Genomic DNA, 23,748 nt, shown 5'->3' with positions numbered 1-23,748 from the left:
CTCAATGGCCACGGCCACCGGGATGTCCAGCCGTGCCAGGGGGCCGTTCGTCCGCTTCCAGCCACTCCCCGGGCCTCACGACAGGCCCGGGGTCCGGCGAGGAACGAACGCCCGCGCGCCGGGCTACTTCTGCGGCAGCGGCACCGTGCGCACGTGCAGGTCGCGCAGCTGCTTCTCGTCCACGTCGCCGGGGGCGCCCGTCATCGTGTCCGTGCCCGTCTTCGTCTTGGGGAACGGAATCACGTCACGCAGGGACTCCGCGCCCGTCAGCAGCATCACCAGGCGGTCCATGCCCAGCGCGATGCCGCCGTGCGGGGGCGCGCCGAACTTGAGCGCGTCCAGCAGGAAGCCGAACTTCACGCGCGCCTCCTCCTCCTGGATGCCCAGCGCCTTGAACACTTCGCTCTGCACCTTCGGGTCGTGCAGGCGGATGGAGCCACCGCCAATCTCGAAGCCGTTGAGCACCACGTCGTAGCGGTGGCACTTCACGCGGCCCGGGTCCGTGCCCAGGTACTGCACGTCCTCGTCGTGCGGACGGGTGAAGGCGTGGTGCGCCGCGGCCCAGGTGTTCGTCTCCTCGTCGAACTCGAAGAGGGGCGGGTTCACCACCCAGAGGAACTTCCACTGGCCGCCGCTGCCGTACTCCGGAATCAGCCCCAGCTTCTTCGCCACGTGCACGCGCAGGTTCGCCATCACCGTGTGCACCAGCGACTCCTTCCCGAACTGGAACAGGATGAGGTCGCCCGTCTTCGCACCCACGGCCTGGTTGATGGCCTGCCGCAGCGCCGGCGTGATGGTCTTGGACAGCGGGGACTGGGTCCACTCACCGCCCTCGCCCACCTTCGCGCGCGCCAGGCCCTTGGCGCCCGCCTGCTTCGCGAAGTCCTCCAGCTTGTCGCTCTCCGCGCGCGACAGCGCCTTCTCCGCCGGGACGACCATCGCCTTGACGATGCCCTTCTCCTGCACCGCGTCCCACATCATGGGCACGCCGCCCTGGGCGCCGTGCTCGCGGATGACGTCGGTGAGCACCACGTGCTCCAGCCCGAAGCGCAGGTCCGGCTTGTCGTTGCCGTACTTCGCCATGGACTCGTAGAAGTCCATGCGCATGAAGGGCGTCGGGATGTCGATGCCCAGCACCTCGCCCCACAGCTTCTTCAGCAGGCCTTCGATGATGGTGAAGATGTCGTCCTGGGTGACGAAGCTCATCTCCACGTCGATCTGCGTGAACTCCGGCTGCCGGTCCAGGCGCAGGTCCTCGTCACGGAAGCACTTCACGATCTGGAAGTACCGGTCGAAGCCCGCGACCATGAAGAGCTGCTTGTAGAGCTGCGGGCTCTCCGCCAGCGCGTAGAACTTGCCCGGGTTCAGGCGGCTGGGGACCAGGAAGTTGCGCGCGCCGCCCGGCGTGTACTTGCCCATGAAGGGCGTCTCCAGCTCCAGGAAGCCGTTGCCCGCCATGTAGGAGCGCGCCAGCGTGTTCATCTTCGAGCGCGTCATCAGCGTCTTCTGGAGCGGCCCGCGGCGCAGGTCCAGGTAGCGGTGCGCCAGGCGCTTCTCCTCGGACGTCTCCACGTTGTCCTCGATGAGGAACGGCGTGGGCTCCGAGCGGTTGAAGATGGTCAGGTCCGAGGCCTTCACCTCGATCTCCCCCGTCTTCATCTTCGGGTTCACGTTCTTGCCGCGCGACAGCACCTTGCCCTTGATGCCGATGCAGTACTCCAGGCGCAGGTGGCCGGCCGTCTCGTGCGCTTCCTTGCTGTCCGGCTCGAACACCACCTGGGTGAGTCCTTCACGGTCCCGCAGGTCGATGAACACCGCGCCGCCGTGGTCGCGGCGGTTGTGCACCCAGCCGAAGAGGACCACTTCTTCGCCAACGTTCGCGGCCGTGAGCTGACCGCAGGTGTGGGTACGCTTGACCTCGGAAATGAACGGGACCGCCATGGAGACCGCCTGCGTTTGGTTCGGGAAGGAAGGCCGGGCACCATAGCGGATCGTGGAAACGGCGCGTCAAGGAATCCAAGCCGCCCGCACGCCCCCGCGTTTGCTCGCCAGCCCGGCCCCGTTCAGAGGGGAATACACGTTCCCGGCGGTCCGGAGTAAAACGGGCGTCATGCTCCGAACAGTCATCACCGCCGCCGTCGGGCTGACCCTGGCCACGGGCTGCGCGCCGGACAGCGAGGCCCCCGTGAAGGTCTCCGTCCTGTCCCGCTCCAGCAATGGCCAGTACGTCCCCACGCAGGTCGAACTCACCACCATCGAGGACATCGTCGGCCTCAAGGGCACCGTCGGCGACCTCCAGGGCGGTGCGCGCATCGTCATCGACCCGAACGACCCCGCGCTCCAGAACGCCACGGAGGACACGGTCGCGGACGTGCTGCTCAAGAAGTCCGGCCACGACGTGAAGGCCAGCTACATCACCCAGAAGGATGAGAAGACGGGCGAGGACGTCCTCTGGCCCGCGGACTTCCACTCCTGGAACATGGTGACCTCGTATTACAACCTCGAGCGCGCCAACGAGTACTTCCGCACCGTGGCCAACGTGAAGGTCGCGTCCTTCGACCCCACGCCGACGCTCTACTACTTCCCGGAGTTCATCCAGACGCAGGTGAGCAAGGAGCCGGCGGAGGACAACGCCATCTTCTACCCGGTGCTCCAGGCGTTCCTGGTGCTGCCGTTCGATCAGATCCAGCGCGCGCCGCTGCCCCTCAACTCGGCGGTGATGGCGCACGAGTACTCGCACCTCGTGTTCAACCGGCTGGCGTACGCCACGCAGAACCTGCCCGTGGCGCTGTCCCTCTGGGCCGCGGAGTCTCCCAGCCCGGGCGCCAACGTGCTCAAGGCCTTCGACGAGGGCCTGGCGGACTACCACGCCTACGGCGCCAGCTGCCGCAGCCCCAGCGGGTGTGATCCGCGCTTCCTCGCGCCCTCCTTCGACGGCGGCCCCTTCACCGGCGTCACCGACGCGCGCGACCTGTCCAACGGCAACCGCTGCATGAGCGCGCTGCTCTACACCCGCGTGTATCAGCAGGACCTGGGCACCTTCTCCTCCGACGGCGCCGAGTACCAGGTGGGCACGCTGCTCGCGTCCGCGCTCTACCAGGCGGGCCGCTCCACGGGCCAGGAGGCCCAGCTGCAGCGCGACATCGTCTCCGCGTACTACGACACGAACCCCTCCACCCCGGGCATCTACCAGTACACGCAGCAGGTGCTGGGTGACCAATCGCTGTTCACGCTCGCCGTCCCCGCCCGGGCCATCATCTCGCACATCACCGACCTGGAGCTGCGCAAGGCCGTCTGCAACGAGTTCATGGACCACCTGCAGATTCCCCGCGCGGACCTCATCGGCGACAACCTCTGCCCGGCCAGCGCGGCCGGCGGCACCACCTGCCCGAGCATCTTCCAGTGAGGCCCGCTCCCTTGAACACCTGGCTCAAGGCCTGCCTCGCCGGCAGCCTGCTCTTCACCCCCGCCGCGTTCGCCCAGAGCGCGGATGACGACGACCCCTACGCCTACCCGGACCAGGAGGCCGAGCGCGCCCAGGAGAAGGCCCAGAAGGAGGACGACGACGCCTATGAGCGCCGCCGCAAGCTGGTGGACGAAACGGACGAGTTCCGCGAGGCCGCCGAGCGCGAGACCGACGACGGCTTCCGCGCCATGTCCCGCCTGGACGACCCCACCCTGGGTGTCGCGGTGGAGCTCGTCGGCGGCGTGCTGATGGTGGACAGCGCCCGCGGTGACTTCTCCGACAACAAGCCCGGCCTGGGCGTGCGCGCCACCTGGGAGTTCGGCCGCAACTTCTTCACGGAGAACGACACCCTGCGCGAGGCCCTCTTCGCGGACCTGCGCTGGCTCTACGGCAGCCTCAGTGACGGCACGGAATTCATCAAGGGGGACACGCGGCTTCACTACTTCACGCTCGCGCCCGCCTGGCTGTTCCGCTTCGGCGACTCGCCCTTCGGTCTGTTCCTCCAGGCCGGTGGCGGACTCGCCTACCAGAACACCGGCATCACCGTGGGCGACGACGAGACGAAGGTGAACGGCCTCAAGCCCGTGGTGCAGTACGGCCTGGGCATCCGCGGACGGCCCGCCCTGTCGCGCACGCTGCACCTCACCTTCCGCCTGGAGGCCATGGGCCTGCGGCGCGGCTACGCCAACGACATCTTCATCGGTGGCAGCGCGGGCGTCGGCTTCTAGCGCCCAGGCTCCGGACGTCCCTTCGGCCCCCGCGCCCTTCCCACCCGGGAAGCGGCGGCGGGGGCTGAACTTTTTCCCCCTTTCGCCCTCCCCGCAGGGCCGAGCTGCTTGGCCTTCCAAGGAGATGGACCGCTGGCATGCCCCCTGCTTACATTCTCAGCGGGTGGGGGAGTCCGGGCGTCGGGCTGGAGGCTGAAGATGAACGGTGAACAGGAACACGGGCAGGGCAACACGCGGCACTGGGATCCGGTGTGCGGCAGGCACCTGGAGGCCCCGGAGGGCCATCCCTCGTCGGAGTACAAGAAGCGCCGGTACTTCTTCTGCTCGGAGGGCTGCCGCACCGCCTTCGAGCGTCAGGCGGAGCGCTTCCGCCTCAACGAGCTGGCGCGGGCCGGCGCGCTGATGTCGCCGGGCCGGGTGCGCTGGGGGCTCGCGTAGCGAAGCACGGCGCGCGTCAGGCGGCCTGACGCACGTCCTTGAGGCGCAGGGACAGCTTGCGCTGGCCGCGGAAGGTGTCGAAGCCGGCCTGGAAGGCCAGGTCCACCGGCCCCTCCACCAGCGACACGCGGTCCGCCATGCCAAAGCCGATGGCGTCCAGCTCCGGCGCGTCCACGAGCGCCAGCTTCAGGTGCCCCGCGCCAGGCGCCCCGGACTTCGCGGGCAGCACGCGCGGCCGGGCCTGCTGGCCGCGCAGCACCAGCACCGGCTCCGGGTTGCCCTGACCGAAGGGCCCCAGCTTCTGCAGGGACTCCACCGCCGTCGCGTCCAGGTCGCGCGGGTTCACCACCGCGTCCACGCGGCAGCGCGGAATCATGTCCTCGGGCGTCAGGCGCTGGAGGGCAATCTTCGCGAAGGCCTCGCGGAAGGCGGGCAGCTGCTTCGCGTCGATGGTGAGGCCCGCGGCGTGCTTGTGCCCGCCGTAGCGCATGAGCAGGTCCGAGCAGCCGGTGAGCGCGTCGTACAGGTGGAACGCCTCGATGCTGCGCGCCGAGCCCTTCCCCACCCCGTCCTTCACGCCCACCATCACCGTGGGCCGGTGGTAGCGCTCCACCACGCGCGACGCCACGATGCCGATGACGCCCGGGTGCCAGCCCTCGTCGAAGAGCACCAGCCCGCGCGAATCCTTGTGCTCCTCCGCCTGCGCCAGCGCCTGCGTGAGGATGCTGCTCTCGATGCCCTGCCGCTCCGCGTTCGCGCGGTCCAGCACCTGCGCCAGCGAGCGCGCCGTCTCCACGGAATCCGCGCACAGGAGCTGGAGGCCCAGCGACGCGTCATGCAGGCGGCCCGCGGCGTTGATGCGAGGCCCCAGGCGGAAGCCCACCTGCCCCGCGGTGACGGACGCGTCCGGCTCCATGCCGGCCACCTCCTTCAGCGCGCGGATGCCGGGGCGGCGGCCCTGGGACAGCTCCTGGAGGCCGTGCGCCACCAGGATGCGGTTGGCGCCGGTGAGCGGCACCACATCCGCCACGGTGGCCAGCGCCACCAGGTCCATCAGCGCCTTGAGGTTGGGTTCCTTGCGCGTGGCGAAGAAGCCGTCGTCGCGAAGCCGCTTGCGCAGGCCCATGCACAGGTTGAAGGCCACGCCCGCGGCGCACAGCACCTTCGTGGGGTACTCGCAGCCGGGCTGGTGCGGGTTGAGCACCGCGGTGGCGGGCGGCAGCGTGGGCGGCACCGTGTGGTGGTCCACCACCACGACGTCCAGGCCCATCTCCTTCGCGCGGGCAATCTCCGCCACGGAGGTGATGCCGCAGTCCAGCGTCACCAGCAGGCGCGTGCCGTCCTGCGCGATGCGCTCCACCGCGCCCAGGTTGAGGCCGTAGCCCTCGTCCAGCCGGTGCGGGATGTACGTGGCGGGGGTGGCGCCCAGCTCCTTGAGGAACAGGTACATGAGCGACGTGGAGGACACGCCGTCCACGTCGTAGTCCCCGTAGAGCGTGACCTTCTCCTTGAGCCGCACCGCGCGCAGCACGCGCTCCACCGCGGGGCCCATGCCCTTCATCCGGAACGGGTCCGGCAGGTCCGCCAGCCGGTCCGACAGGAAGGCCGACGCCGCCTCTGGCGTGCGGTAGCCCCGGTGCAGCAACACCCTCGCCGCCAACGGGTGCAGCGACAGCTCACCCGCAAGCGAACCGACCTCCTGCTCGACGACATCTGGAAGCAACCACCGCATGGAGGAGGACAGTACCTCAGACGTCCGACCAAGGCAGTCCAACCCGTCCACTCACACCTCCCTCCTGCACACGTGTTCAGCCGTGCGCTCGCCTGCCTTCCTGCTGTGGACCTGCACGGCGGGTACGCGGTGCCCAGCTTGAATGCACACCCGTGGACAGGGAGGTCCGCATGTTTCGCAGGTTTCTCCAGGGCGGCGTCCTGATGGCCGTCGTGTTGGGCGCGGGACCCGCGCTCGCGCAGAAGAAGCAGGGGGACGTGAACGTGTTCCTGCGCGGCGGCATTGGCGACTACACGGGCGACCTGGGCGACCTGTCGAGCACCGGCCCGCTGTGGGGCCTCACGCTCAACCTCCAGCCCACCACCTTCCTCGGCTTCGAGGTCGGCTACGAGGGCTCGCAGAACAAGGTCGCCGACACGCGCCTCTTCGACGCGCCCTCGCTGGTGCGCAACGGCGGCAGCGCGCTGGTGAAGGTGTCGCCGCCCTTCCTCACCGCTGTGCGCCCCTTCGCGGGCGTGGGCCTGGGCCTGTCCTACGTGGACGTGCGCGGCGCGGGCGCGGGGCTCTACGACTCCGACCTGATGGAGGAGGTGCCACTCGCGGTGGGCCTGGAGTTCAACACCGGCGGCCTCACGGCGGGCGTGCGCGGCACGTACCGCGTCCTCATCGATCAGGACTTCGCGGACGCCACCAGCACGGACGACGCGGGCGGCGGCCTCATGGACGCGTCGCTCACGCTGGGCGCGCGCTTCTAGAAAGCGAAGGGCCCTCGCTCCCGCGCGGGGAGGAGGGCCCTCGTTGCTTCAAGGCCTCAAACAGCTCAGGCCGTCTTCGGCTCCTGCTTGGCGCCGGAGTGCCCCTCGCGGGCGTGCGCGCGCTCGTCCAGCCAGATGACCAGCGGGCTGGCGATGTACACGGACGAGTACGTGCCCACGAGGATGCCCACCAGCATCGCCATGGCGAAGTCGAAGATCTCGCCCACGCCGAAGATGAGCAGACCGATGAGCGACAGCGCCGTCACGCCGGAGGTGAGGATGGTGCGGCCCAGCGTGTCGTTGACGGCGATGTTGATGATCTCCGGCAGCGCCTTGCCCTTGTACTTCACCATGTCCTCACGGATGCGGTCGTAGATGACGATGGTGTCGTTCACCGAGTAGCCCACGATGGTGAGCAGCGCGGCGATGGACGTGAGGTTGAACTCGCGCCGGCTCACCAGGTAGTAGCCCGCCACCATGATGACGTCGTGCACCATGGCGAGCAGCGCGCCGGGGCCGAACTTGAAGTCGAAGCGGAACGCCACGTAGATGAGGATGGCGACCATGGAATACAGCAGCGCCATGATGCCGCGGTTGCGCAGCTGCTTGCCCACCTGCGGGCCCACGTAGTCCACGCGGCGCTGCTCGAAGTTGGGCTTGTCCAGGCCCGCGCCCAGCGCGGCGAACACCTTGTCCGCCATGCCGCTCGCGACGACCTGGTAGTCGTAGCCGGTGCCCCCCTGGTTCGCGCCCAGGTCACGAACCTCCTGCACGCCGATGCCCGCGCCCTCGACGGCCTTCTTCACCGCCTCCGGGGACATGGGCTGCGTGGAGCGGAAGTTCACGATGCCGTTCGCCATGTCGGCGTAGACGTTGCGCGTCTCGCCCAGGCCCTGGATGGCCGTCTTCGCGCGCTCGGCGTTCTCCTCCGTGAGCTGCGTGACGCCGCCCATGCGCAGGAGGAAGGAGTTCTCCTCGGCCGCGCCCACGCCCTGGACGCTGACGTCGTGCAGACCGCCCGCCTGGGCCTTCTCACGGACCTGCTCCGCGGTGGTGGGCGTGTTGTACTTCAGCTCCACCACCGTGCCGCCGGCGAAGTCCACGCCGAAGTTGAACCCCACTGCGGCGATGCCGACGATGATGGCCAGGTTGATGAGCGTGGAGATGAAGAGCGCCGGCTTGCGCTTGCTGATGAAGTCGATGTTCGTCTTGTGCTTGAGAATCTGCATGGCGGATTTCCCGAGGGCGCTGGGGGCCGGTTAGACGGACACCGACTGCGCGTTGCGGCCGTGGACGAAGTAGGTCGTGATGACGCGCGTCACGACGATGGACGTGAACAGCGACGCCAGCAGGCCCACGATGAGCGTGGTGGCGAAGCCGCGGACCGGACCCGTTCCCGTGAAGAACAGGATGAAGCCCGCGATGAGCGTCGTCACGTGCGCGTCGAAGATGGTCCAGAAGGCGCGGTCGTAGCCCTGGTCCACCGCCGCGCGCGCGGACTTGCCGTGGGACAGCTCCTCGCGGATGCGCTCGTTGATGAGCACGTTCGCGTCCACCGCGATGCCCAGCGTGAGCACGAAGCCCGCGATGCCCGGCAAGGTCAGCGTGGCGTTGAAGAACGCCAGGCCCGCCAGGATGAGCAGGCCGTTGAGCAAGAGCGCCACGTCCGCGATGAGGCCGGACTTGCGGTAGTAGATGGCCATGAAGACGACGACGAGCGCCAGGCCCACCAGCGCGGCCAGGCTGCCCTTCTTGATGAGCTCGTCGCCCAGCGTCGCGCCCACCTGACGGATTTCGCCCACCGTCACCGGCGCGGGCAGCGCGCCGGCCTTGAGCACCAGCGCCAGCGTCTGCGCCTCGCCCAGCCACTCCTCGAAGCTGCGCGCACCGGCGCGGCCCATGGTGATGCGCGCGCGGCCGCCGCCAATCTTCTCGTTGATGCGCGGGGCGGTGTGCACGTTGTCGTCCAGCACGATGGCCATGCGGCGGCCCACGGCGGCCTCGGTGAGCTTCTCGAACTCACGCGCGCCGGCCGGGTCGAACGCGATGTTCACCTCCGGCTCGTTCATCTGGCTGACGGACGCGTCCGCGCCGGACAGGCTCTCGCCCGTGAGCGGCACGTTCTTGTCCAGCAGGTAGCTGCGGTACGCGATGCAGTCGTTCTTCTTCACCGGGTTCGCCACGCACTCGGTGACGACGTCGCGGCCTTCCGGCGTCTTGTCCTTCGCGTACGCCAGCAGCGCCTCGCGGTTGGGCGAGGACAGCTGCGGGAAGCCCTCGTCCTCCACCAGCGTGATCTTGCTCTCCGCCGGGGGCGGGTTCTGCTGGTACATCTGCGCGAACACCTGCGGGTTGGTGTCGTCCACCATCCGGAACTCCAGCTGCGCGGTGGTGCCCACCAGCTCCTTGGCCTGCTCCGGGTTGCTGCGGCCGGGCAGCGAGATCTGGATGGAGTCCGTGCCCAGCTTGCGCACGTCCACTTCCGCCACGCCCCACTTGTCGATGCGGCGGCGGATGACGAGCATGGCCTGGTCCACGGCCTCGTCACGGAAGCGGTTCACCTGGCCCTCGTCCGGCTTGAGCACCAGCGTGCCGCCGTTGCGCGACTCCAGGGAGAAGTCCGTGAAGGTGGCCAGGACCTCCTTCTGGATGGCGTCCATGGTGGCCGGGTCCTTCGCGGTCAGCGTCAGCTGCAGCCGCTCCGGATCCGTGTCCGCCGTCACCTCGCCCAGCTTCTTGTCGTTGACGTAGGTGGCGATCTGCTGCCCGCGGCGCTCGGTGCGCTTCTGCAGGGCCGTCTTGGTGTCCACCCGCATCACCATGTGGATGCCGCCCTGCAGGTCCAGCCCCAGGTTGAGGCGGTACTTCGCGGGGGGCGCCCACGCGGGCAGCCGCTGCTCCAGCACGGCGATGTTGTTGCGCTCGTTCCGGTCCAGCACGACCAGCGAGTAGTACGTCGGGACGAGGAACCAGAGAGTCCCCAGCGTCACCGCGACAATCATTCCGAACTTCCACCACCAGCCGCGGTCCATTACTTCTCCTCCTTCTTCTCAGCGGGGAGCGCCGCCGGGGCGCCGGCCACCGGAACGGTTCCCTTCGCACTGACAGCCGTCTTGAGCACGCGCACGCGCACCCCGCTGGCCACTTCCAGCGTCACGGTGGAGTCGTCCACCTGGTGGATGCGCCCGAGGATGCCGCCGGACGTCACGACGTCATCGCCCTTCTTCAGCCCCGCGAGCAGGTTGCGGTGCTCCTTGAGCTGCTTCTGCTGGGGGCGGATCATCACGAAGTACATGATGGCCACCAGCACGGCGAGGAAGCCGAAGGTCCCCAGGGGGGAACCGGCCCCGGCCTGCGCGAGAATCAGGAAACTGTCAGCCACGTACTGCCTCGTCGTTTGAAAGGGAGGACTCGGGATAGCGGCCCCGACCCGGCGTACGGGTGGGGTCAAAACATCCGAAAGGGTGGCCTCTTAGCAAGGGCGCCCCATGTGAGCAAGTGAACGCCGGAAGCGCGGCAATCCCGTTGCCCGCTCACCGGCCGCCTTTGCGCTCCGCTTCCTGGGCCTGCGCCCTCGCCCGGAAGTCCCGGGCGAACGCCGCGAAGCGGTCCTCGGAGATGGCCCGGCGCACCTGGGCCATCAGGTCCAGGAAGTAGTGCAGGTTGTGCAGCGTGTTGAGCCGCATCGCGAGGATCTCCCCCGCAGCGAAGAGGTGCCGCAGGTAGGACCGGCTGAACGTGCGGCAGGTGTAGCAGGAACACGCCGGGTCCACCGGGCGCGGGTCCTTGGCATAGGCCGCGTTGCGGATGACCAGCTTGCCCTCCGAGGTGAAGAGCAGGCCGTTGCGCGCGCACCGCGTGGGCAGCACGCAGTCGAACATGTCCACGCCATGCTCCACGCACGTCACCAGGTCCAGCGGCGTCCCCACGCCCATGAGGTAGCGCGGCTTGTCCCGGGGCAAGAGCGGCGCCGAGTACGCCACGCCCGCGTGCATCGCCTCCGGGGCCTCGCCCACGGAGTAGCCGCCCAGCGCGTAGCCGGGCAGGTCCACCGCGCACACCTCCTCCGCGTGGCGCTTGCGCAGGTCGTCATGGAGGCCGCCCTGCACGATGCCGAAGAGCGACGAGCGCTCGCGGCCCCACGCCTTCACGCACCGGTGCAGCCAGCGCGTGGTGCGCGCCAGGGACTTCTCCAGGTAGGCCCGGTCCTCGGTGGACGGAGGGCACTCGTCGAACGCCATGATGACGTCCGCGCCCAGCGTCTCCTGGATTTCGATGGAGCGCTCCGGCGACAGGAAGTGCCGCGAGCCGTCCAGGTGCGACTGGAACGCCGCGCCCTCCTCCGTGATCTTCCGCTTCTCCGACAGGCTGAACACCTGGAAGCCGCCGCTGTCGGTGAGCATGGGCCGGTCCCAGGAGATGAACCGGTGCAGGCCGCCCATCTCCCCGACGAGCGCGTCCGTGGGGCGGAGCATCAGGTGGTAGGTGTTGCCCAGGATGATCTGCGCGTCCAGGGTCTTCAGGTCGTCCGGGCCCACGCCCTTGACGCTGCCCACGGTGCCCACGGGCATGAAGATGGGCGTTTCAATGGGGCCGTGCGGCGTGTTCAGCCGGCCACGGCGCGCCTTGGTGCCGCTCTGGTCCTCGTGCAACAGCTCGAAGCGCACCAGCCCCGGGGGCACGCGGGTATCGCCCTTTTCCTTGCGCTGCTCATCGACCACGGCACTCACTCCTTCACCAACATGGCATCGCCGTAACTGAAGAACCGGTAGCCCGCGCGCACGGCCTCCTGGTACGCGGCGAGCGTGCGCTCACGGCCCAGGAGCGCGCTCACCAGCATCACCAGCGTGGAGCGCGGCAGGTGGAAGTTCGTGAGGAGCACGTCCACCTGGCGGAAGACATAGCCGGGCCGGATGAACATCGCCGTCTCACCGGGGCCGCTCTTCAGCCGGCCCGTGTCGGGGTCCGTGGCGGACTCCAGCGTGCGCACCACGGTGGTGCCCACGGCGACCACGCGGCGTCCTTCCGCCTTCGCGGCGTTCACGGCGTCGGCGGTGACCCGGGGCACGGTGAAGCGCTCCGGGTGCATGTGGTGCTTGTCCAGCACCTCCTCGCGCACGGGGAGGAAGGTGCCGGGCCCCACGTCGAGCGTCACCTCCGCGCGCCGCACGCCCTTCGCCGCGAGCTTCGCGAAGACCTCGGGCGTGAAGTGCAGGCCGGCGGTGGGCGCGGCCACGGCGCCGGACGCGCGCGCGTACACGGTCTGGTAGCGCTCGGCGTCCGCGGCCTCGGGCTCGCGGGTGATGTACGGAGGCAGGGGCAGGCGCCCCGCCGCGTCCAGGAGGCTGGCGAGCGACGTGCCCGGAGCGGCGTGGAAGCGCACCCGGTACTCCCCTCCCCCCAGGGCCTCCAGGACTTCGGCGGACAGGCCCCCGGCGAAGGTGACGGACTGGCCGGGCTTGAGCCCCTTGGACGCCTGGCCCAGGCAGACCCACTCCAGGGACTCGGGCGCGCCGCCGAGCGCGGCGGAGGTGAGCGTGGCTGCGGCGGCGGGCCGCACCACGAGCAGCTCCACGCGGCCGCCGGTGCCGCTCTTCTGGCCCAGCAGGCGCGCGGGGATGACACGCGCGTCGTTGAGGACGAGCAGGTCCCCCTCGCGCAGCAGGTCCACGAGGTCGGTGAAGTGCTGGTGGCTCCAGGCGCCGGTGGCGCGGCTGACGACCATCAGGCGCGACGCGTCCCGGTGGGGCAGCGGGGCCTGGGCGATCTGCGCCTCGGGGAGCTCGAAATCGTAGTCGGAGAGGAGGGACGACACGGGGTTGGCGCTTGTAGCAGCCCCCGCGCCCTCACGGAAACCGCCGAGGCAGGTCAGTAGAGCTGCTGGAACTCGGCGCCCGGGTAGTAGTGGGAGAGGATCTCCCGGTACGTCTTGCCCTGGTCGGCGAAGGCCTTGGCGCCCCACTGGCACAGCCCCGCCCCGTGGCCGAAGCCACGCCCGGTGAACACGTAGTTCTTGCCGGAGGCTTCCACGTCGAAGTCCAGGCTCTTGAGGCGCGTGTAGCCCAGCTTGCGGCGGAACTGCACGCCGTCCACCACGGTGCCACCCGCCAGCGTCACGCGGGTCACCCGGTGCGTGGGCGTGCGGCCGCTGACGCGCATGCCGTCCGGAGAGGACTTCAGCGCCTTGCGCAGCTCCGCCTCGGGGAGGGTCGCGGACCAGCGGCTGGCGGGCAGCTTGCCGCAGGGACAGTCGACGGGCTGCAGGTACGGCAGGTTCCGCTGGAGGGCGTCCTGACCGGACTCGGTGCGGCCGCCGCAGGAGGCATGGAAGTACGCCTCGATGGGGGCCAGGTCGTACGTGAGCACCTCGCCCCGCGTGGCCTCCACGGCGGCGCGCGTCTTGGCGTCCTCGCGGTTGACGCCGCCATACACCTGGTGGAGCACGCTGCTGCCCATGTGGAAGGCGGCGCCGTACGAGTCGAGCTTCTTCTGCAGCGCGTACGTCCGCGCGGCCACGGCCTGGGCCTTGAGGGCCTCCAGGGGGAAGGACACGGGCATCTCGCTGCCGAGCACCGCCGCGAGGTAGTCCTCCAGGGGGATGACGTTGATGAGCTGGAGGCTGTTCTTGAAGACGCGCACGACGACGTCGCCGCGCACCTGCGCGCTGCCCGCCTTGAGTGGCTCGTTGCCGGGACCGCCCGCGTCGGTGGCCTCCATGCCGCCCCGGAAGCGGACGGCGTCCCCGATGACGGGCGCCCCGTTGACCTCCAGCTTGCCGTTGCGGCGGCGCACGGTGGCCTGCCCGGCGGTGATGGGGACGAAGGTGCCGTCCTCGGCATCGGGGCCGAAGCCCAGGCCCCGGCCGCTCACGCGGACCTCCTCGCCGGGGTCGTCCATGGCAATGCGCATCGTCTCCACGGCGAACGCCCGCGACGACGCGAGCAGGAGCAGCAGCAGTGCCACACGTTGCAACATGGTCCAACAGTCTAGGGGCGGGGCGATCCTCCTCAAGAAATCGGCCGGTGCCCAGGGCACGCCCCCGGCGGCAGCCCGCGAAAACCCCGGGCGGATGCCGCAGAATGGAGCCCCGTGACTGCCTCCGTCCCCGATGCCGCCCGCCTGTCCCCCGAGGCCCTCGTCGCGGCCCTGCGAGCGCTGGAGCCCCGCACGGCCGCCGTCCTGGTCCGCCGGCTGGTGGAGCGCCGTCCCCTGGCGGAGTGCGCGGCCTGGTACGGCATCTCCAACGACGCCTTCTCCGTGCTGCTTCTCCGTGCCGCGGAGGCGCTGGCCCGGCAGCTGGAACTGGCCACCCGCGCTCCTGAGAGCCAGGAGGAAGCCACCGCCTGGGAGCGCATGCTGGCCGTGGCCGTGGAGAAGGACACCGCGCCGGTGCCGGTGGCGCTCGCCCCCGTGGCCCGGCTGTGTCAGCGGATGCATGAGCTGGGGCCCGAGGTGGAGGCCGCGATGGCCCGTGCCGCCGAGGCCGACGCGGACTCGCCCGGACGGGCGCGCGAGGAGTGGCTGCGGAGGCTGGCCGTGGCCGCGCTCCTGGCCCTCACCGCCTGGCTCTACTGGAGCCGCCCTCCCGAGCCCGAGCCCCGCCCCGAGCGCCGCATGCGCTCCCCCGAGCGCCGCTGACTGGACGCGGCCCCGAGCCGACGCATATGGGTAGGGCCATGCGAGCGACCCGGTCATGGCTGGCCCTCCTCATCGTGGGAATCACGCTGACGGGCTGTGCGAAGCACGTGGACACCCGGGTGGCCGGGGACGACGACGCGGCCATCGACGGCATCGAAGCGCGCCTCGACGAGCTGCGCGCCCGCGAGCAGGGAGACGACCTGACGTGCGCGCAGCAGTGCGACGTCTCCGCGAAGACGTGCGCCACGGCGGAGGAGCTCTGCGGCCTCGTGGAGCAGCAGGCGGACCGCGACGACCTGCCGCCGCGCTGCGCCAGGGCGCGCGAGCAGTGCGCGGGCGCGGGTGACGGCTGCACGCGGTGTCAGGCACCCTGAAGAACCGGCCATGCGTCGGCTCGGACTCCGTGCCTATGATGGGCCGGATTGAGGAGCCTCCCCATGATGACCCGTCTCTCGTTGATGCTCGCTGCTTCGTCGCTCGTGCTGGCGTCTCCTGCCCTCGCGGAGGATGACGGCCTGACGCCGGAGAAGGTGGCGGCCATCCAGCGCGACGAGGCCGCGGCCCAGGCGAAGGTGAACGCCGACTACGGCAACCGCAAGCCGTCGGAGATGACCAACGCCGAGCGCGGCCAGGCCATCCGCGACCAGCAGAAGGAATCCGCCAAGGTCATGGAGAAGCACGGCGTCTCCGCCAAGGAGTTCGCCAACTTCACGGCCCGGATGACGCCCGACGACAACCAGCGCGCCGCCAACGAGGCCAAGCGGCTCGACGACAAGGCCAAGGCGGAGAAGGAAGCCGAGGCCAAGAAGCGCAAGGGTGACGGCGAGGTTCACATCCAGCAGGGCTTCAGCGACGCGGACCCCGTGGAGCTGGAGTCCGAGGAGGGCGCGGAGCCCACCGTCGACGTCGACGGCAGCCTGGACGGCACCGCGTCCGGTGCGCCGGTCGTGGACATCGGCTCCAACGCCGGCACGGTGAAGAAGTCCTTCACCCGCAAGTCGTCCAAGTCAGGCTCGCGCCGCGGCAGGTAGCCCCGCCGCGACGGCCGTCAGCGGCTCCGGGAGACCAGCTCCCGCGACCGCGCCTGCCATACCTCGTCGTACGGGCAGGAGCAGTCGGTCTCCTCCGGCTCCGGGTAGGCGTAAATCTGGCCCTTGTAGTTGCGGAACAGGGTCTCCCGCTCGCCCCGCTCGATGACGTAGTCCGGCTGGAGGGTGACCTTCCCTCCCCCACCCGGCAGGTCCACCGCGAGGTGCGGCACCGCGAGCCCGCTGGTGTGGCCGCGAAGCTGCTGGAGGATCTCCAGCCCCTTGGCGATGGGCGTGCGCAGGTGCTCGCAGCCTTCCGCCACGTCCATCTGGTGCAGGTAGTACGGCCGCACGCGGCTGCGCAGGAGCGCGTGCGACAGTTCCTTGATGATGCGCGCATCCGAGTTGAGCTGCCGCATCAGCACCGCCTGGTTCTCCACCGGCACGCCATGGTCCACCAGCCGCTCGCACGCCTCCCGGGCCTCGGGCGTCACTTCCTTCGGGTGGTTGAAGTGGGTGATGACGTAGACGGGCGCGTAGCGGCGCAGCAGCCGCGCCAGCGAGTCGGTGACGCGCATGGGCAGCACCACTGGCACCCGCGTCCCGATGCGGATCATCTCCACGTGGGGAATCTCGCTCAGCGGCGCGAGCAGCGACTCCAGCCGCTCCTCGCTCAGCAGGAACGGATCCCCGCCGGAGATGAGCACGTCGCGCACCTCCGGGTGGCTGCGCACGTAGTCGATGCCCCGGCGCATCTGGTCCTTGGTGAGCTCCGCCTCGCCGCCCTTGGTGATGCGCCGCCGCGTGCAGTGGCGGCAGTAGACCGAGCACGTATCCAGGGCCAGGAACAGCACCCGGTCCGGATACTTGTGGACGATGCACTCCTCCGGGCGCGTCTTGTCCTCGCCGAGCGGATCCTCCAGCTCCCCGGGCCGCACCCGGGCCTCCGCGCGCACCGGAATGGACTGCATGCGCACGGGGCACGACGCGTGCTCCGGATCGATGAGCGACAGGTAGTACGGGCTGATGCCAATCCGGAACAGCGAGGACGTCTCCTGCACCCCGGCGCGCTCCTCCGGGGTCAGGCGCACGTAGCGCTCCAGCTGCTCCAGGTTGCGCACCGAGTGACGCTGCTGCCAGCGCCAGTCCGTCCACTCCGCGTCGGTGGCGGACGGGAACAACCGGGCCCGCCCCTCGGCACTGAGCGAGGGACGGGGGGCCGTCATGGGCGCCGTCGCGCCCGCGGAGGAGTCCATCACGCCGCCTTGGGCTGATCCCGCCACCACGCCTGGCCGGACTCCGGCAGCGTGTCGATGGGGTCGAAGTACTCGTACTTCCGCTCAAGTGCGCCGGCGTCGTTGGCTTCCACGCTCGTGCGGTAGTTCTTGGTCCAGTAGGAGATGCCGCGCTCGCGGTCGTACTCCGCCACCTGGTGAATCCACCGCTTCCCCACGAACGGCACGTCACAGACGATGCGCGGCGTGGCGAAGCCCGGCATGTAGCCCATGATGTCGTGCTGGAGCTTCTGCGCCTGCGCCACCGACAGCCGCCAGTGCTCGCTGTTGGGGATCATGTCGCACATGTAGAAGTAGTACGGCAGGATCTTCGCGTGGTCGAGCAGCGTGAAGCACAGGTCCAGGAGCGCCTTGGGGCTGTCGTTCACGCCGCGCAAGAGCACGCCCTGGTTGCGCACGTCACGGAAGCCCATGTCCAGCAGCTTGCGCACCGCCTTGCCCACGAGCGGCGTGAGCTGCTGCGCGTGGTTCACGTGCGTGTGCAGCGCCAGGTCCACGCCGCGCTCCACGGCCTTCTTCGCCAGCCGGTCCAGCCCCGCCAGCACGTTGTCCTGGAGGAAGTGCTGCGGCAGCGCCATGAGCCCCTTGGACGCCAGGCGGATGTCCCGGATGTTCGGGATGTCCATCAGCGCGCTGACGAACGGCTCCAGCGCCTGGATGGGCAGGTTCGCGATGTCGCCGCCGGACACCACCACGTCGCGCACGGTGGGCGTGCGGCGCAGGTAGTCCAGCATCTGCTCGTAGCGCTCCTTCTGCCCCGTCGCGAACTTGTGCTTGGACACCTGCGGGACGTCGTTGCCCACCAGGTCCATGCGCGTGCAGTGGCCGCAGTACTGCGGGCACGTGGGCAGCATCTCCGCCAGCACCTTCGTCGGATAGCGGTGTGTCAGGCCCTCGACGACCCACATGTCCGCCTCGTGGAGGCTGTCACGGCTGGCGCGCGGGTGGTTGGGCCAGTCCGTGCGGCGGTCGGCGAGCGCCGGCAGCATGTACCTGCGGACCGGGTCGCTCCACAGGTCCTCCAGGTTCATGGTGTTGAGCATCTGGGGCGGGACGAGGATGGACATCGTCGCCCGTTCCTTCTGGTCCAGCTCCATGCTCGCGGCCAGGTCGTCCGGCAGCAGCTCTCCGAGCGTCGCCTTCAGCTCGCGCAGGTTCTTCACGGTGTGCTTGCGCTGCCACACCGAACTCTCCCACTCGGCCGCGGTGACGTCCTTGTAGCCCGGGATGCGGCGCCAGTCGGGCTCCACGAACTCCTTGCGAAGCGGATAGGTGAACGGCTGCTGCGCGGGGCCAGCGTCGGGCTTGCCTCGAGTGGACGTCGTGCTCATGAACACATCACCTCAACGTAAGGAGCGTCGTGGGCGAGGCGTCATAGCCTGCCCCCTGACATCCCTGCTCAACAATCGAAGGGGGCAGAAGATGCCCCATGGCGCAGTGCGTTCGTTCACTCCACCTTGATGTTGATGAGCTTGGCCACGCCATCCGCCTCGACGACGACGACCTGGGGCTTGGTCGACTTGCCGTTGAGCTTGAAGACGACCTTGCGCTTGCCCACCGGCAGCGTCAGCGGATTGCCCAGCGGCACCGGGGTGACGCGGCCCGTGTTCTTTCCGTCCACCCAGATTTGAGCGCCCGCCGGAGACGTGCTGCAGGCGAACTTGCCCATCGCGGCAGCGGCGGAGGGTTTCGGGGTGGGCGCGGGCTTGGGGGTAGGCGGAGGCTTCGGGGTGGGCTGCACCACGGCCACGGGCGGAGTCTTCGGCTTCGGTTCCGGCTCCGGAGGCGGGGTCTTCGGCTTCGGCTCCGGAGGCGGGGCCTCGGCCACCATGTCGACGGGGACACGCACCTCGGCGTCGCCGTTGGACGTGAAGTCGCCGGAGAACGGCTTGTAGCCCGCGCGCTTCGCGGTGAACGTGTACTTCTTGCCCATCTCCAGGTCGCCGAGCTTCGCGCCGGGCAGCTTGCCCAGGGCCTTGCCGTCGACGGAAATCTCCGCGCCCTCCTGCCCCTCGAACAGGGCCGTGAACGTCTTCGGCGCGGGGGGCTCGACGGGCTTCTCCGGAGGCGCCTCCGGCGTCGTCGGAGGCGGCGTGTTCTCGGCCACCGGGGGCGTCGTCGGAGGCGGGGCCGTGGGCTCCACGGGCTTGGGCTCCGCGGGCTTGGGAGGCGCCTCCGCCTTCAGGCTGAGGAGGATGGGGGCCGCCGCCTGTCCTGCGGTGACCTCGATCTGCTGCGTCACGGGCTGGTAGCCCGGGGCGGACGCGGTCACGTTGTGCAGGCCCGCGGAGAGCTCGATGACCTGGTTGGCGTTGACGGTTTCCCCGTCCACGAGGACGGTGGCCCCCACGGGCGCGACGAAGTTCACGGAGCCCGTGGACGAGCCGCGCACGACGAAGATCACGGCCACGATGAGCAGCAGCGCCACGCCCGCGGCCCCGCCGATGATGGCGGGCTTGGGCAGCGGCTTCTTCGGTCCGGCGGGCGCCTTCGCCTTGGCCTCGACCTTGGCGGGCGGGGCCGGCTTCGCCATCTTGGAAGCCTTCTGCGGGATGGTCGCGGGGCCGTCAGCCTCGTCATCGTAGGGCGGCTCGTCGCCCTCCTGTCCCTCGTCGCCGTAGTCCTCCTGGCCGTCGCGCTCGAAGTCGTCGCCCTGGTCGTCGTAGGCGCCGTCCGGGTCCTCGGCTTCCGCCGCCTGGGGGCGGAGGCCATTGTGGCGCGCGCCTACCGGGAGGGTGATGTTGCCAGTCGTCTCCTCTTCCTCGGGATCCAGCACCGGGGCAGCGGAGCCCCCCCGCGAGCGCGAGGGCGGCGCCGTTGGCGCGGGACCAATCATGGTCGCGCCCGCGTAGGCCTCCCCGCCCTCGTCCCCGATGATGACCTGGGACTTGGGACCGCTCTTGCCCTTGCCGCCTCTCCCCTCGTCCTGGGCGTAGGGAGAAGCGCTGGTGTGGTGCCCGGCCCGGTCGATGGGGTTCTCTGAGCGGCCGGTGATGCTGTCGTCCACGACGACGCTGCTGTCGGCGATCCGCGTCTCCGGAGCACGGAACGTGTGCGTGGAGTCCACGATCTGCGTCTTGTCCGCGGCGCCATCCATCTCCGCCAACTCCTCGTCGGTAGGCGGAGGGATGTAGCCAGGCGCGGGCTGGGCGGGCGCCGTGGAGGCGCGGCCCACGGGAGAGCCCGAAGCCGCGGGCGGGGGCGACTTCTTCGGCGCGGTCGCGCGGGGCGCCGCGGCCGGGGGAGGAACCGTCACGCCCGAGTGCTCAATCTGGTCCGGGCGCTCGACGGAGGCATAGCGCTCCATCTTCTCCGCCTCACGGAGCATGTCCTCGGCGAAGGCCTCCTTCATGAAGCCGGACAGGTGCTTCGACGAGTAGATGGCGTCCCCCGCGAGGAGGAAGCGCATCAGGTCCTCCTGAAGGTCCGACGCCCACTGGTAGCGGTCCTCGGGCTCGCGCGCGAGCGCCTTGAGGACGACCTTCTCCAGACCCGCGGAGATGTTCGGATTGAACTCGCGAGGCAGCGGGATGTCCGCGTTGCGCACCTTCTCCAGCGTGGAGAAGTCCGACTCGCCCACGAAGAGCTTCTCGCCCGTGAGCATCTCGTAGAGCAGCACGCCGACGGCGAAGATGTCGCTGCGCCGGTCGATGGGCATGCCCCGGACCTGCTCCGGGCTCATGTAGCCGAACTTCCCCTTGAGGATGCCGGCCTGCGTCTTCTGCGAGCGGTTGGCGGCCTTGGCGATGCCAAAGTCGATGATCTTCACCTCGCCTTCGTACGAGACGAGGATGTTCTGCGGTGACACGTCGCGGTGGATGATGTGCAGGTCCTGGCCGCGCGCGTCCTTCTTGCGGTGGGCGTAGTCCAGGCCCTCACACATCTTGGAGACGATGAACACCGCCTGTGCGGTGGGCATGATCTCTTTGCGGCGGCGGTAGCGCTCCAGGAGCGTGCGGACGTCACGGCCCGCCACGTACTCCATGGCGATGAAGTACGTGTCCTCGTGCTTTCCGAGCTCGTGGATGTGCACGATGTTGGCGTGGTTCAGCTGAACGCTGATCCGCGCCTCGTCGATGAACATCGTGATGAACTCGTCATCCTCCGCCATCGTCGGAAGGATCTTCTTGATGGCGAGGATGCGCTCGAAGCCTTCGACGCCAAAGGCCTTCGCGATGAAGACCTCGGCCATGCCGCCGACGTTGATGCGCTCGAGGAGCAGGTACTTCCCAAAGAAGGTCGGCTTCTTCATCTCGCGGGGCTGCCCGACGCCGGCGAGTACGGACCGCGGCAGGCGGTGCGCAGACCGGGGGGAGCAGAGACTCTAGATCCAGTGGGAACGCCGGTCAAACATCCACGATGACGCATTTCCCCAAGGAATCCGAGAACTTGGCGTCCCCTCGCCCCGAAACTGACCCACCCGCCCCCCACGTTGGCCCGGCGAGCACGGATCAGCGCTCCAACCGGAGGCGACAGCGAGGGAACCGAAGCCCGCAAAGACAAAGCCCCTGGCGCCTTGCGGCACCAGGGGCTTTCAAAAAGAATCCGGCAGCGACCTACTCTCCCACGCGGTTTCCCGCGGAGTACCATCGGCTCTGGAGGGCTTAACTTCCGTGTTCGGGATGGGAACGGGTGTGACCCCTCCGACATTGCCACCGGAAAAGCGACTGACGGTGCATACGAAGGGTAAGTTGCAAGCTTCCGCTTGAATGAAGCCTCTTCAGAAGTTGAAGAAGCGCGTTTGAGAATAGCTGTCTTCCGGGCGGACGCGACGTACGCGTCCTGGCCTCGGCCTTGGCCCCGAGTCCCTTACTCCCCACGAGGGGGCATGCAAGAGAAGGGGGGAAGTAAGCCGCTCGACTTATTAGTACTGGTTAGCTTAACGCGTTACCGCGCTTACACACCCAGCCTATCAACGTGGTAGTCTTCCACGAGTCTTCAGGGGCTTGCGCCCGGGATACCTGGTCTTGAGGTCGGTTTCCCGCTTAGATGCTTTCAGCGGTTATCCAATCGGCACATGGCTACCCAGCGATGCCTCTGGCGAGACAACTGGTACACCAGCGGTGCCTCCAACCCGGTCCTCTCGTACTAAGGTCAGAGCCTCTCAAGTATCCTACGCCCACAGCAGATAGGGACCAAACTGTCTCACGACGTTTTGAACCCAGCTCGCGTACCGCTTTAATTGGCGAACAGCCAAACCCTTGGGACCTGCTCCAGCCCCAGGATGCGATGAGCCGACATCGAGGTGCCAAACCTCCCCGTCGATGTGAACTCTTGGGGGAGATAAGCCTGTTATCCCCGGAGTACCTTTTATCCGTTGAGCGATGGCCCTTCCATTCAGGACCACCGGATCACTATGACCTGCTTTCGCACCTGCTCGACCTGTCGGTCTCGCAGTCAAGCTCCCTTATGCCATTGCACTCGACGCCCGGTTTCCAATCGGGCTGAGGGAACCATCGCGCGCCTCCGTTACTTTTTGGGAGGCGACCGCCCCAGTCAAACTACCCACCAGACAGTGTCCCAGTCCCGGCTGACGAGACATGGTTAGACACCAGAAATCAACAGGGTGGTATTTCACCGTTGCCTCCACCGAACCTAGCGGCCCGGCTTCAAAGGCTCCCACCTATCCTACACAGTCAATCCCTAGTGTCACTGTCAAGTTGTAGTAAAGGTTCACGGGGTCTTTCCGTCTTGCTGCGGGTAAACTGCATCGGCACAGCTATTTCAATTTCGCTGAGTCCCTCTCCGAGACAGTGCGGAAGTCGTTACTCCATTCGTGCAGGTCGGAACTTACCCGACAAGGAATTTCGCTACCTTAGGACCGTTATAGTTACGGCCGCCGTTTACTGGGGCTTCGGATCATCGCTTCGCCTTGCGGCTGACGAATCCCCTTAACCTTCCAGCACCGGGCAGGAGTCAGACCCTATACGTCGGCTTGTCGCCTTCGCAGAGTCCTGTGTTTTTGGTAAACAGTCGCTACCGCCATTTCTCTGCAACCTCTCTCGGCTTCGGCTGTACGCCTACACCTACCAGAGGCCCACCTTCTTCCGAAGTTACGGTGGAAATTTGCCTAGTTCCTTGGAGGAGAGTTCTCTCAAGCGCCTTAGGATTTTCTCCTCACCCACCTGTGTCGGTTTGCGGTACGGACACCCTGCAGACTCCCTGCGGGACTTTTCTTGGAAGCCGAGCATCAGCGACTTACCCCTTGCGGGGCGCCATGGGGTCTCGGGGATGACTGCCGCGCCTTTATTCGTACGCGACACCCCTACGCCTTTAGACTGACACAACCACCGGTCAGCTCGCCTAGCTTTCTCCGTCCTCCCTCAGTTCAACGTCTGCAAGATGGCGCAGGAATATTAACCTGCTTGCCATCACCTACGCCTTTCGGCCTCGGCTTAGGACCCGGCTAACCCTGGGAAGATTAACTTGACCCAGGAAACCTTGGGTTTACGGCGAGGGGGTTTCTCACCCCCTTTATCGCTACTCATTTCGGCATCAGCACTCCCAGTCGCTCCAGCAGCCCTTTCGGTCTACCTTCGCTGCAACTGGGACGCTCCCCTACCGCCATGCATGCCAAACATGCATGACCCGAAGCTTCGGCACTAGTCTTGAGCCCCGTTACATTTTCGGCGCGGCCTGTCTTGACCAGTGAGCTATTACGCTTTCTT

Annotated in this window: 18 protein-coding genes and 2 rRNA genes (1 of these 20 cut by a window edge); 7 read left to right on the top strand and 13 right to left on the bottom strand. The window is 68.3% G+C overall.

What is annotated here, in order from left to right; all coding sequences use genetic code 11:
- Positions 1 to 123: 123 nt before the first annotated feature.
- Complete coding sequence (gene aspS / locus JYK02_RS07880) at positions 124 to 1,941, bottom strand: aspartate--tRNA ligase (protein ID WP_207050278.1); 1,818 nt, start codon at positions 1,939 to 1,941, stop codon at positions 124 to 126.
- A gap of 169 nt (positions 1,942 to 2,110) precedes the next feature.
- Between aspS and JYK02_RS07875 the strand changes: the two genes are divergently transcribed.
- The 3 genes from JYK02_RS07875 (at position 2,111) to JYK02_RS07865 (ending at position 4,632) form a co-directional block, all read left to right on the top strand.
- On the top strand, positions 2,111 to 3,406 hold the full coding sequence (locus JYK02_RS07875; RefSeq protein WP_207050277.1) for a hypothetical protein: 1,296 nt from the start codon (positions 2,111 to 2,113) through the stop codon (positions 3,404 to 3,406).
- 11 nt (positions 3,407 to 3,417) lie between these two features.
- On the top strand, positions 3,418 to 4,194 hold the full coding sequence (locus tag JYK02_RS07870) for a hypothetical protein (RefSeq protein ID WP_207050276.1): 777 nt from the start codon (positions 3,418 to 3,420) through the stop codon (positions 4,192 to 4,194).
- Between the two features lie 198 nt (positions 4,195 to 4,392).
- Positions 4,393 to 4,632, top strand: coding sequence for a YHS domain-containing protein (locus JYK02_RS07865; protein WP_120597215.1), 240 nt, complete (start codon positions 4,393 to 4,395; stop codon positions 4,630 to 4,632).
- A gap of 16 nt (positions 4,633 to 4,648) precedes the next feature.
- On the opposite strand, the gene recJ is transcribed toward JYK02_RS07865, so the two are convergent.
- A complete protein-coding gene (gene recJ, locus JYK02_RS07860; protein WP_207050275.1) occupies positions 4,649 to 6,364 on the bottom strand; it encodes a single-stranded-DNA-specific exonuclease RecJ in 1,716 nt (571 codons plus the stop codon).
- Between the two features lie 170 nt (positions 6,365 to 6,534).
- On the opposite strand from recJ, the gene JYK02_RS07855 reads away from it, so the two are divergent.
- Positions 6,535 to 7,119, top strand: coding sequence for an outer membrane beta-barrel protein (locus JYK02_RS07855; protein WP_207050274.1), 585 nt, complete (start codon positions 6,535 to 6,537; stop codon positions 7,117 to 7,119).
- A gap of 65 nt (positions 7,120 to 7,184) precedes the next feature.
- Here the strand turns inward: JYK02_RS07855 and secF are convergent, their stop codons facing one another.
- The 6 genes from secF to JYK02_RS07825 all read right to left on the bottom strand — a co-directional run bounded on the left by secF (position 7,185) and on the right by JYK02_RS07825 (position 14,094).
- Entirely contained in the window at positions 7,185 to 8,348 is a 1,164-nt protein-coding gene (secF, locus tag JYK02_RS07850) for a protein translocase subunit SecF (protein WP_207050273.1), read from the bottom strand.
- A 30-nt stretch (positions 8,349 to 8,378) separates the two neighbouring features.
- Entirely contained in the window at positions 8,379 to 10,151 is a 1,773-nt protein-coding gene (gene secD, locus JYK02_RS07845; protein ID WP_207050272.1) for a protein translocase subunit SecD, read from the bottom strand.
- Positions 10,151 to 10,501, bottom strand: coding sequence for a preprotein translocase subunit YajC (gene yajC, locus JYK02_RS07840; RefSeq protein ID WP_207050271.1), 351 nt, complete (start codon positions 10,499 to 10,501; stop codon positions 10,151 to 10,153). Before yajC ends, secD begins: the two co-directional genes overlap by 1 nt.
- Before the next feature lie 151 nt (positions 10,502 to 10,652).
- The gene (gene tgt / locus JYK02_RS07835) at positions 10,653 to 11,789 is read right to left on the bottom strand and encodes a tRNA guanosine(34) transglycosylase Tgt (protein ID WP_242588564.1); all 1,137 of its coding nucleotides are present in this window, start codon (positions 11,787 to 11,789) and stop codon (positions 10,653 to 10,655) included.
- A 56-nt stretch (positions 11,790 to 11,845) separates the two neighbouring features.
- Positions 11,846 to 12,934: a tRNA preQ1(34) S-adenosylmethionine ribosyltransferase-isomerase QueA gene (queA, locus tag JYK02_RS07830; RefSeq protein WP_207050269.1), complete on the bottom strand. Its 1,089-nt coding sequence runs from the start codon at positions 12,932 to 12,934 to the stop codon at positions 11,846 to 11,848.
- A gap of 53 nt (positions 12,935 to 12,987) precedes the next feature.
- A complete protein-coding gene (locus tag JYK02_RS07825) occupies positions 12,988 to 14,094 on the bottom strand; it encodes a SpoIID/LytB domain-containing protein (protein ID WP_207050268.1) in 1,107 nt (368 codons plus the stop codon).
- Between the two features lie 114 nt (positions 14,095 to 14,208).
- Between JYK02_RS07825 and JYK02_RS07820 the strand changes: the two genes are divergently transcribed.
- The 3 genes from JYK02_RS07820 (at position 14,209) to JYK02_RS07810 (ending at position 15,788) form a co-directional block, all read left to right on the top strand.
- Positions 14,209 to 14,757: a hypothetical protein gene (locus tag JYK02_RS07820; RefSeq protein WP_207050267.1), complete on the top strand. Its 549-nt coding sequence runs from the start codon at positions 14,209 to 14,211 to the stop codon at positions 14,755 to 14,757.
- Positions 14,758 to 14,795: 38 nt separating this feature from the next.
- Complete coding sequence (locus tag JYK02_RS07815) at positions 14,796 to 15,131, top strand: hypothetical protein (RefSeq protein ID WP_242588490.1); 336 nt, start codon at positions 14,796 to 14,798, stop codon at positions 15,129 to 15,131.
- Between the two features lie 63 nt (positions 15,132 to 15,194).
- Positions 15,195 to 15,788, top strand: a complete 594-nt coding sequence (locus tag JYK02_RS07810) for a hypothetical protein (protein WP_207050265.1) — start codon at positions 15,195 to 15,197, stop codon at positions 15,786 to 15,788.
- A gap of 17 nt (positions 15,789 to 15,805) precedes the next feature.
- Here the strand turns inward: JYK02_RS07810 and JYK02_RS07805 are convergent, their stop codons facing one another.
- The 5 genes from JYK02_RS07805 to JYK02_RS07785 form a co-directional block, all read right to left on the bottom strand.
- Positions 15,806 to 17,041 (bottom strand): KamA family radical SAM protein, encoded by a 1,236-nt coding sequence (locus tag JYK02_RS07805; RefSeq protein ID WP_207050264.1) that lies wholly within the window; start codon positions 17,039 to 17,041, stop codon positions 15,806 to 15,808.
- On the bottom strand, positions 17,041 to 18,411 hold the full coding sequence (locus tag JYK02_RS07800) for a KamA family radical SAM protein (RefSeq protein ID WP_207050263.1): 1,371 nt from the start codon (positions 18,409 to 18,411) through the stop codon (positions 17,041 to 17,043). The genes JYK02_RS07805 and JYK02_RS07800 overlap by 1 nt, the downstream gene beginning before the upstream one ends.
- A gap of 116 nt (positions 18,412 to 18,527) precedes the next feature.
- The gene (locus tag JYK02_RS07795) at positions 18,528 to 21,332 is read right to left on the bottom strand and encodes a serine/threonine-protein kinase (protein WP_207050262.1); all 2,805 of its coding nucleotides are present in this window, start codon (positions 21,330 to 21,332) and stop codon (positions 18,528 to 18,530) included.
- A 291-nt stretch (positions 21,333 to 21,623) separates the two neighbouring features.
- Positions 21,624 to 21,740 (bottom strand): 5S ribosomal RNA (gene rrf / locus JYK02_RS07790).
- Between the two features lie 183 nt (positions 21,741 to 21,923).
- Positions 21,924 to 23,748 (bottom strand): 23S ribosomal RNA (locus JYK02_RS07785) (it continues 1,142 nt past the right edge of the window).

The sequence above is a fragment of the Corallococcus macrosporus genome, from assembly GCF_017302985.1.
In the GTDB taxonomy this organism is placed as follows: domain Bacteria; phylum Myxococcota; class Myxococcia; order Myxococcales; family Myxococcaceae; genus Corallococcus; species Corallococcus macrosporus_A.
Note: the sequence above shows the minus strand (reverse complement) of the source record. Positions and strands in the feature narration are given on the sequence as shown.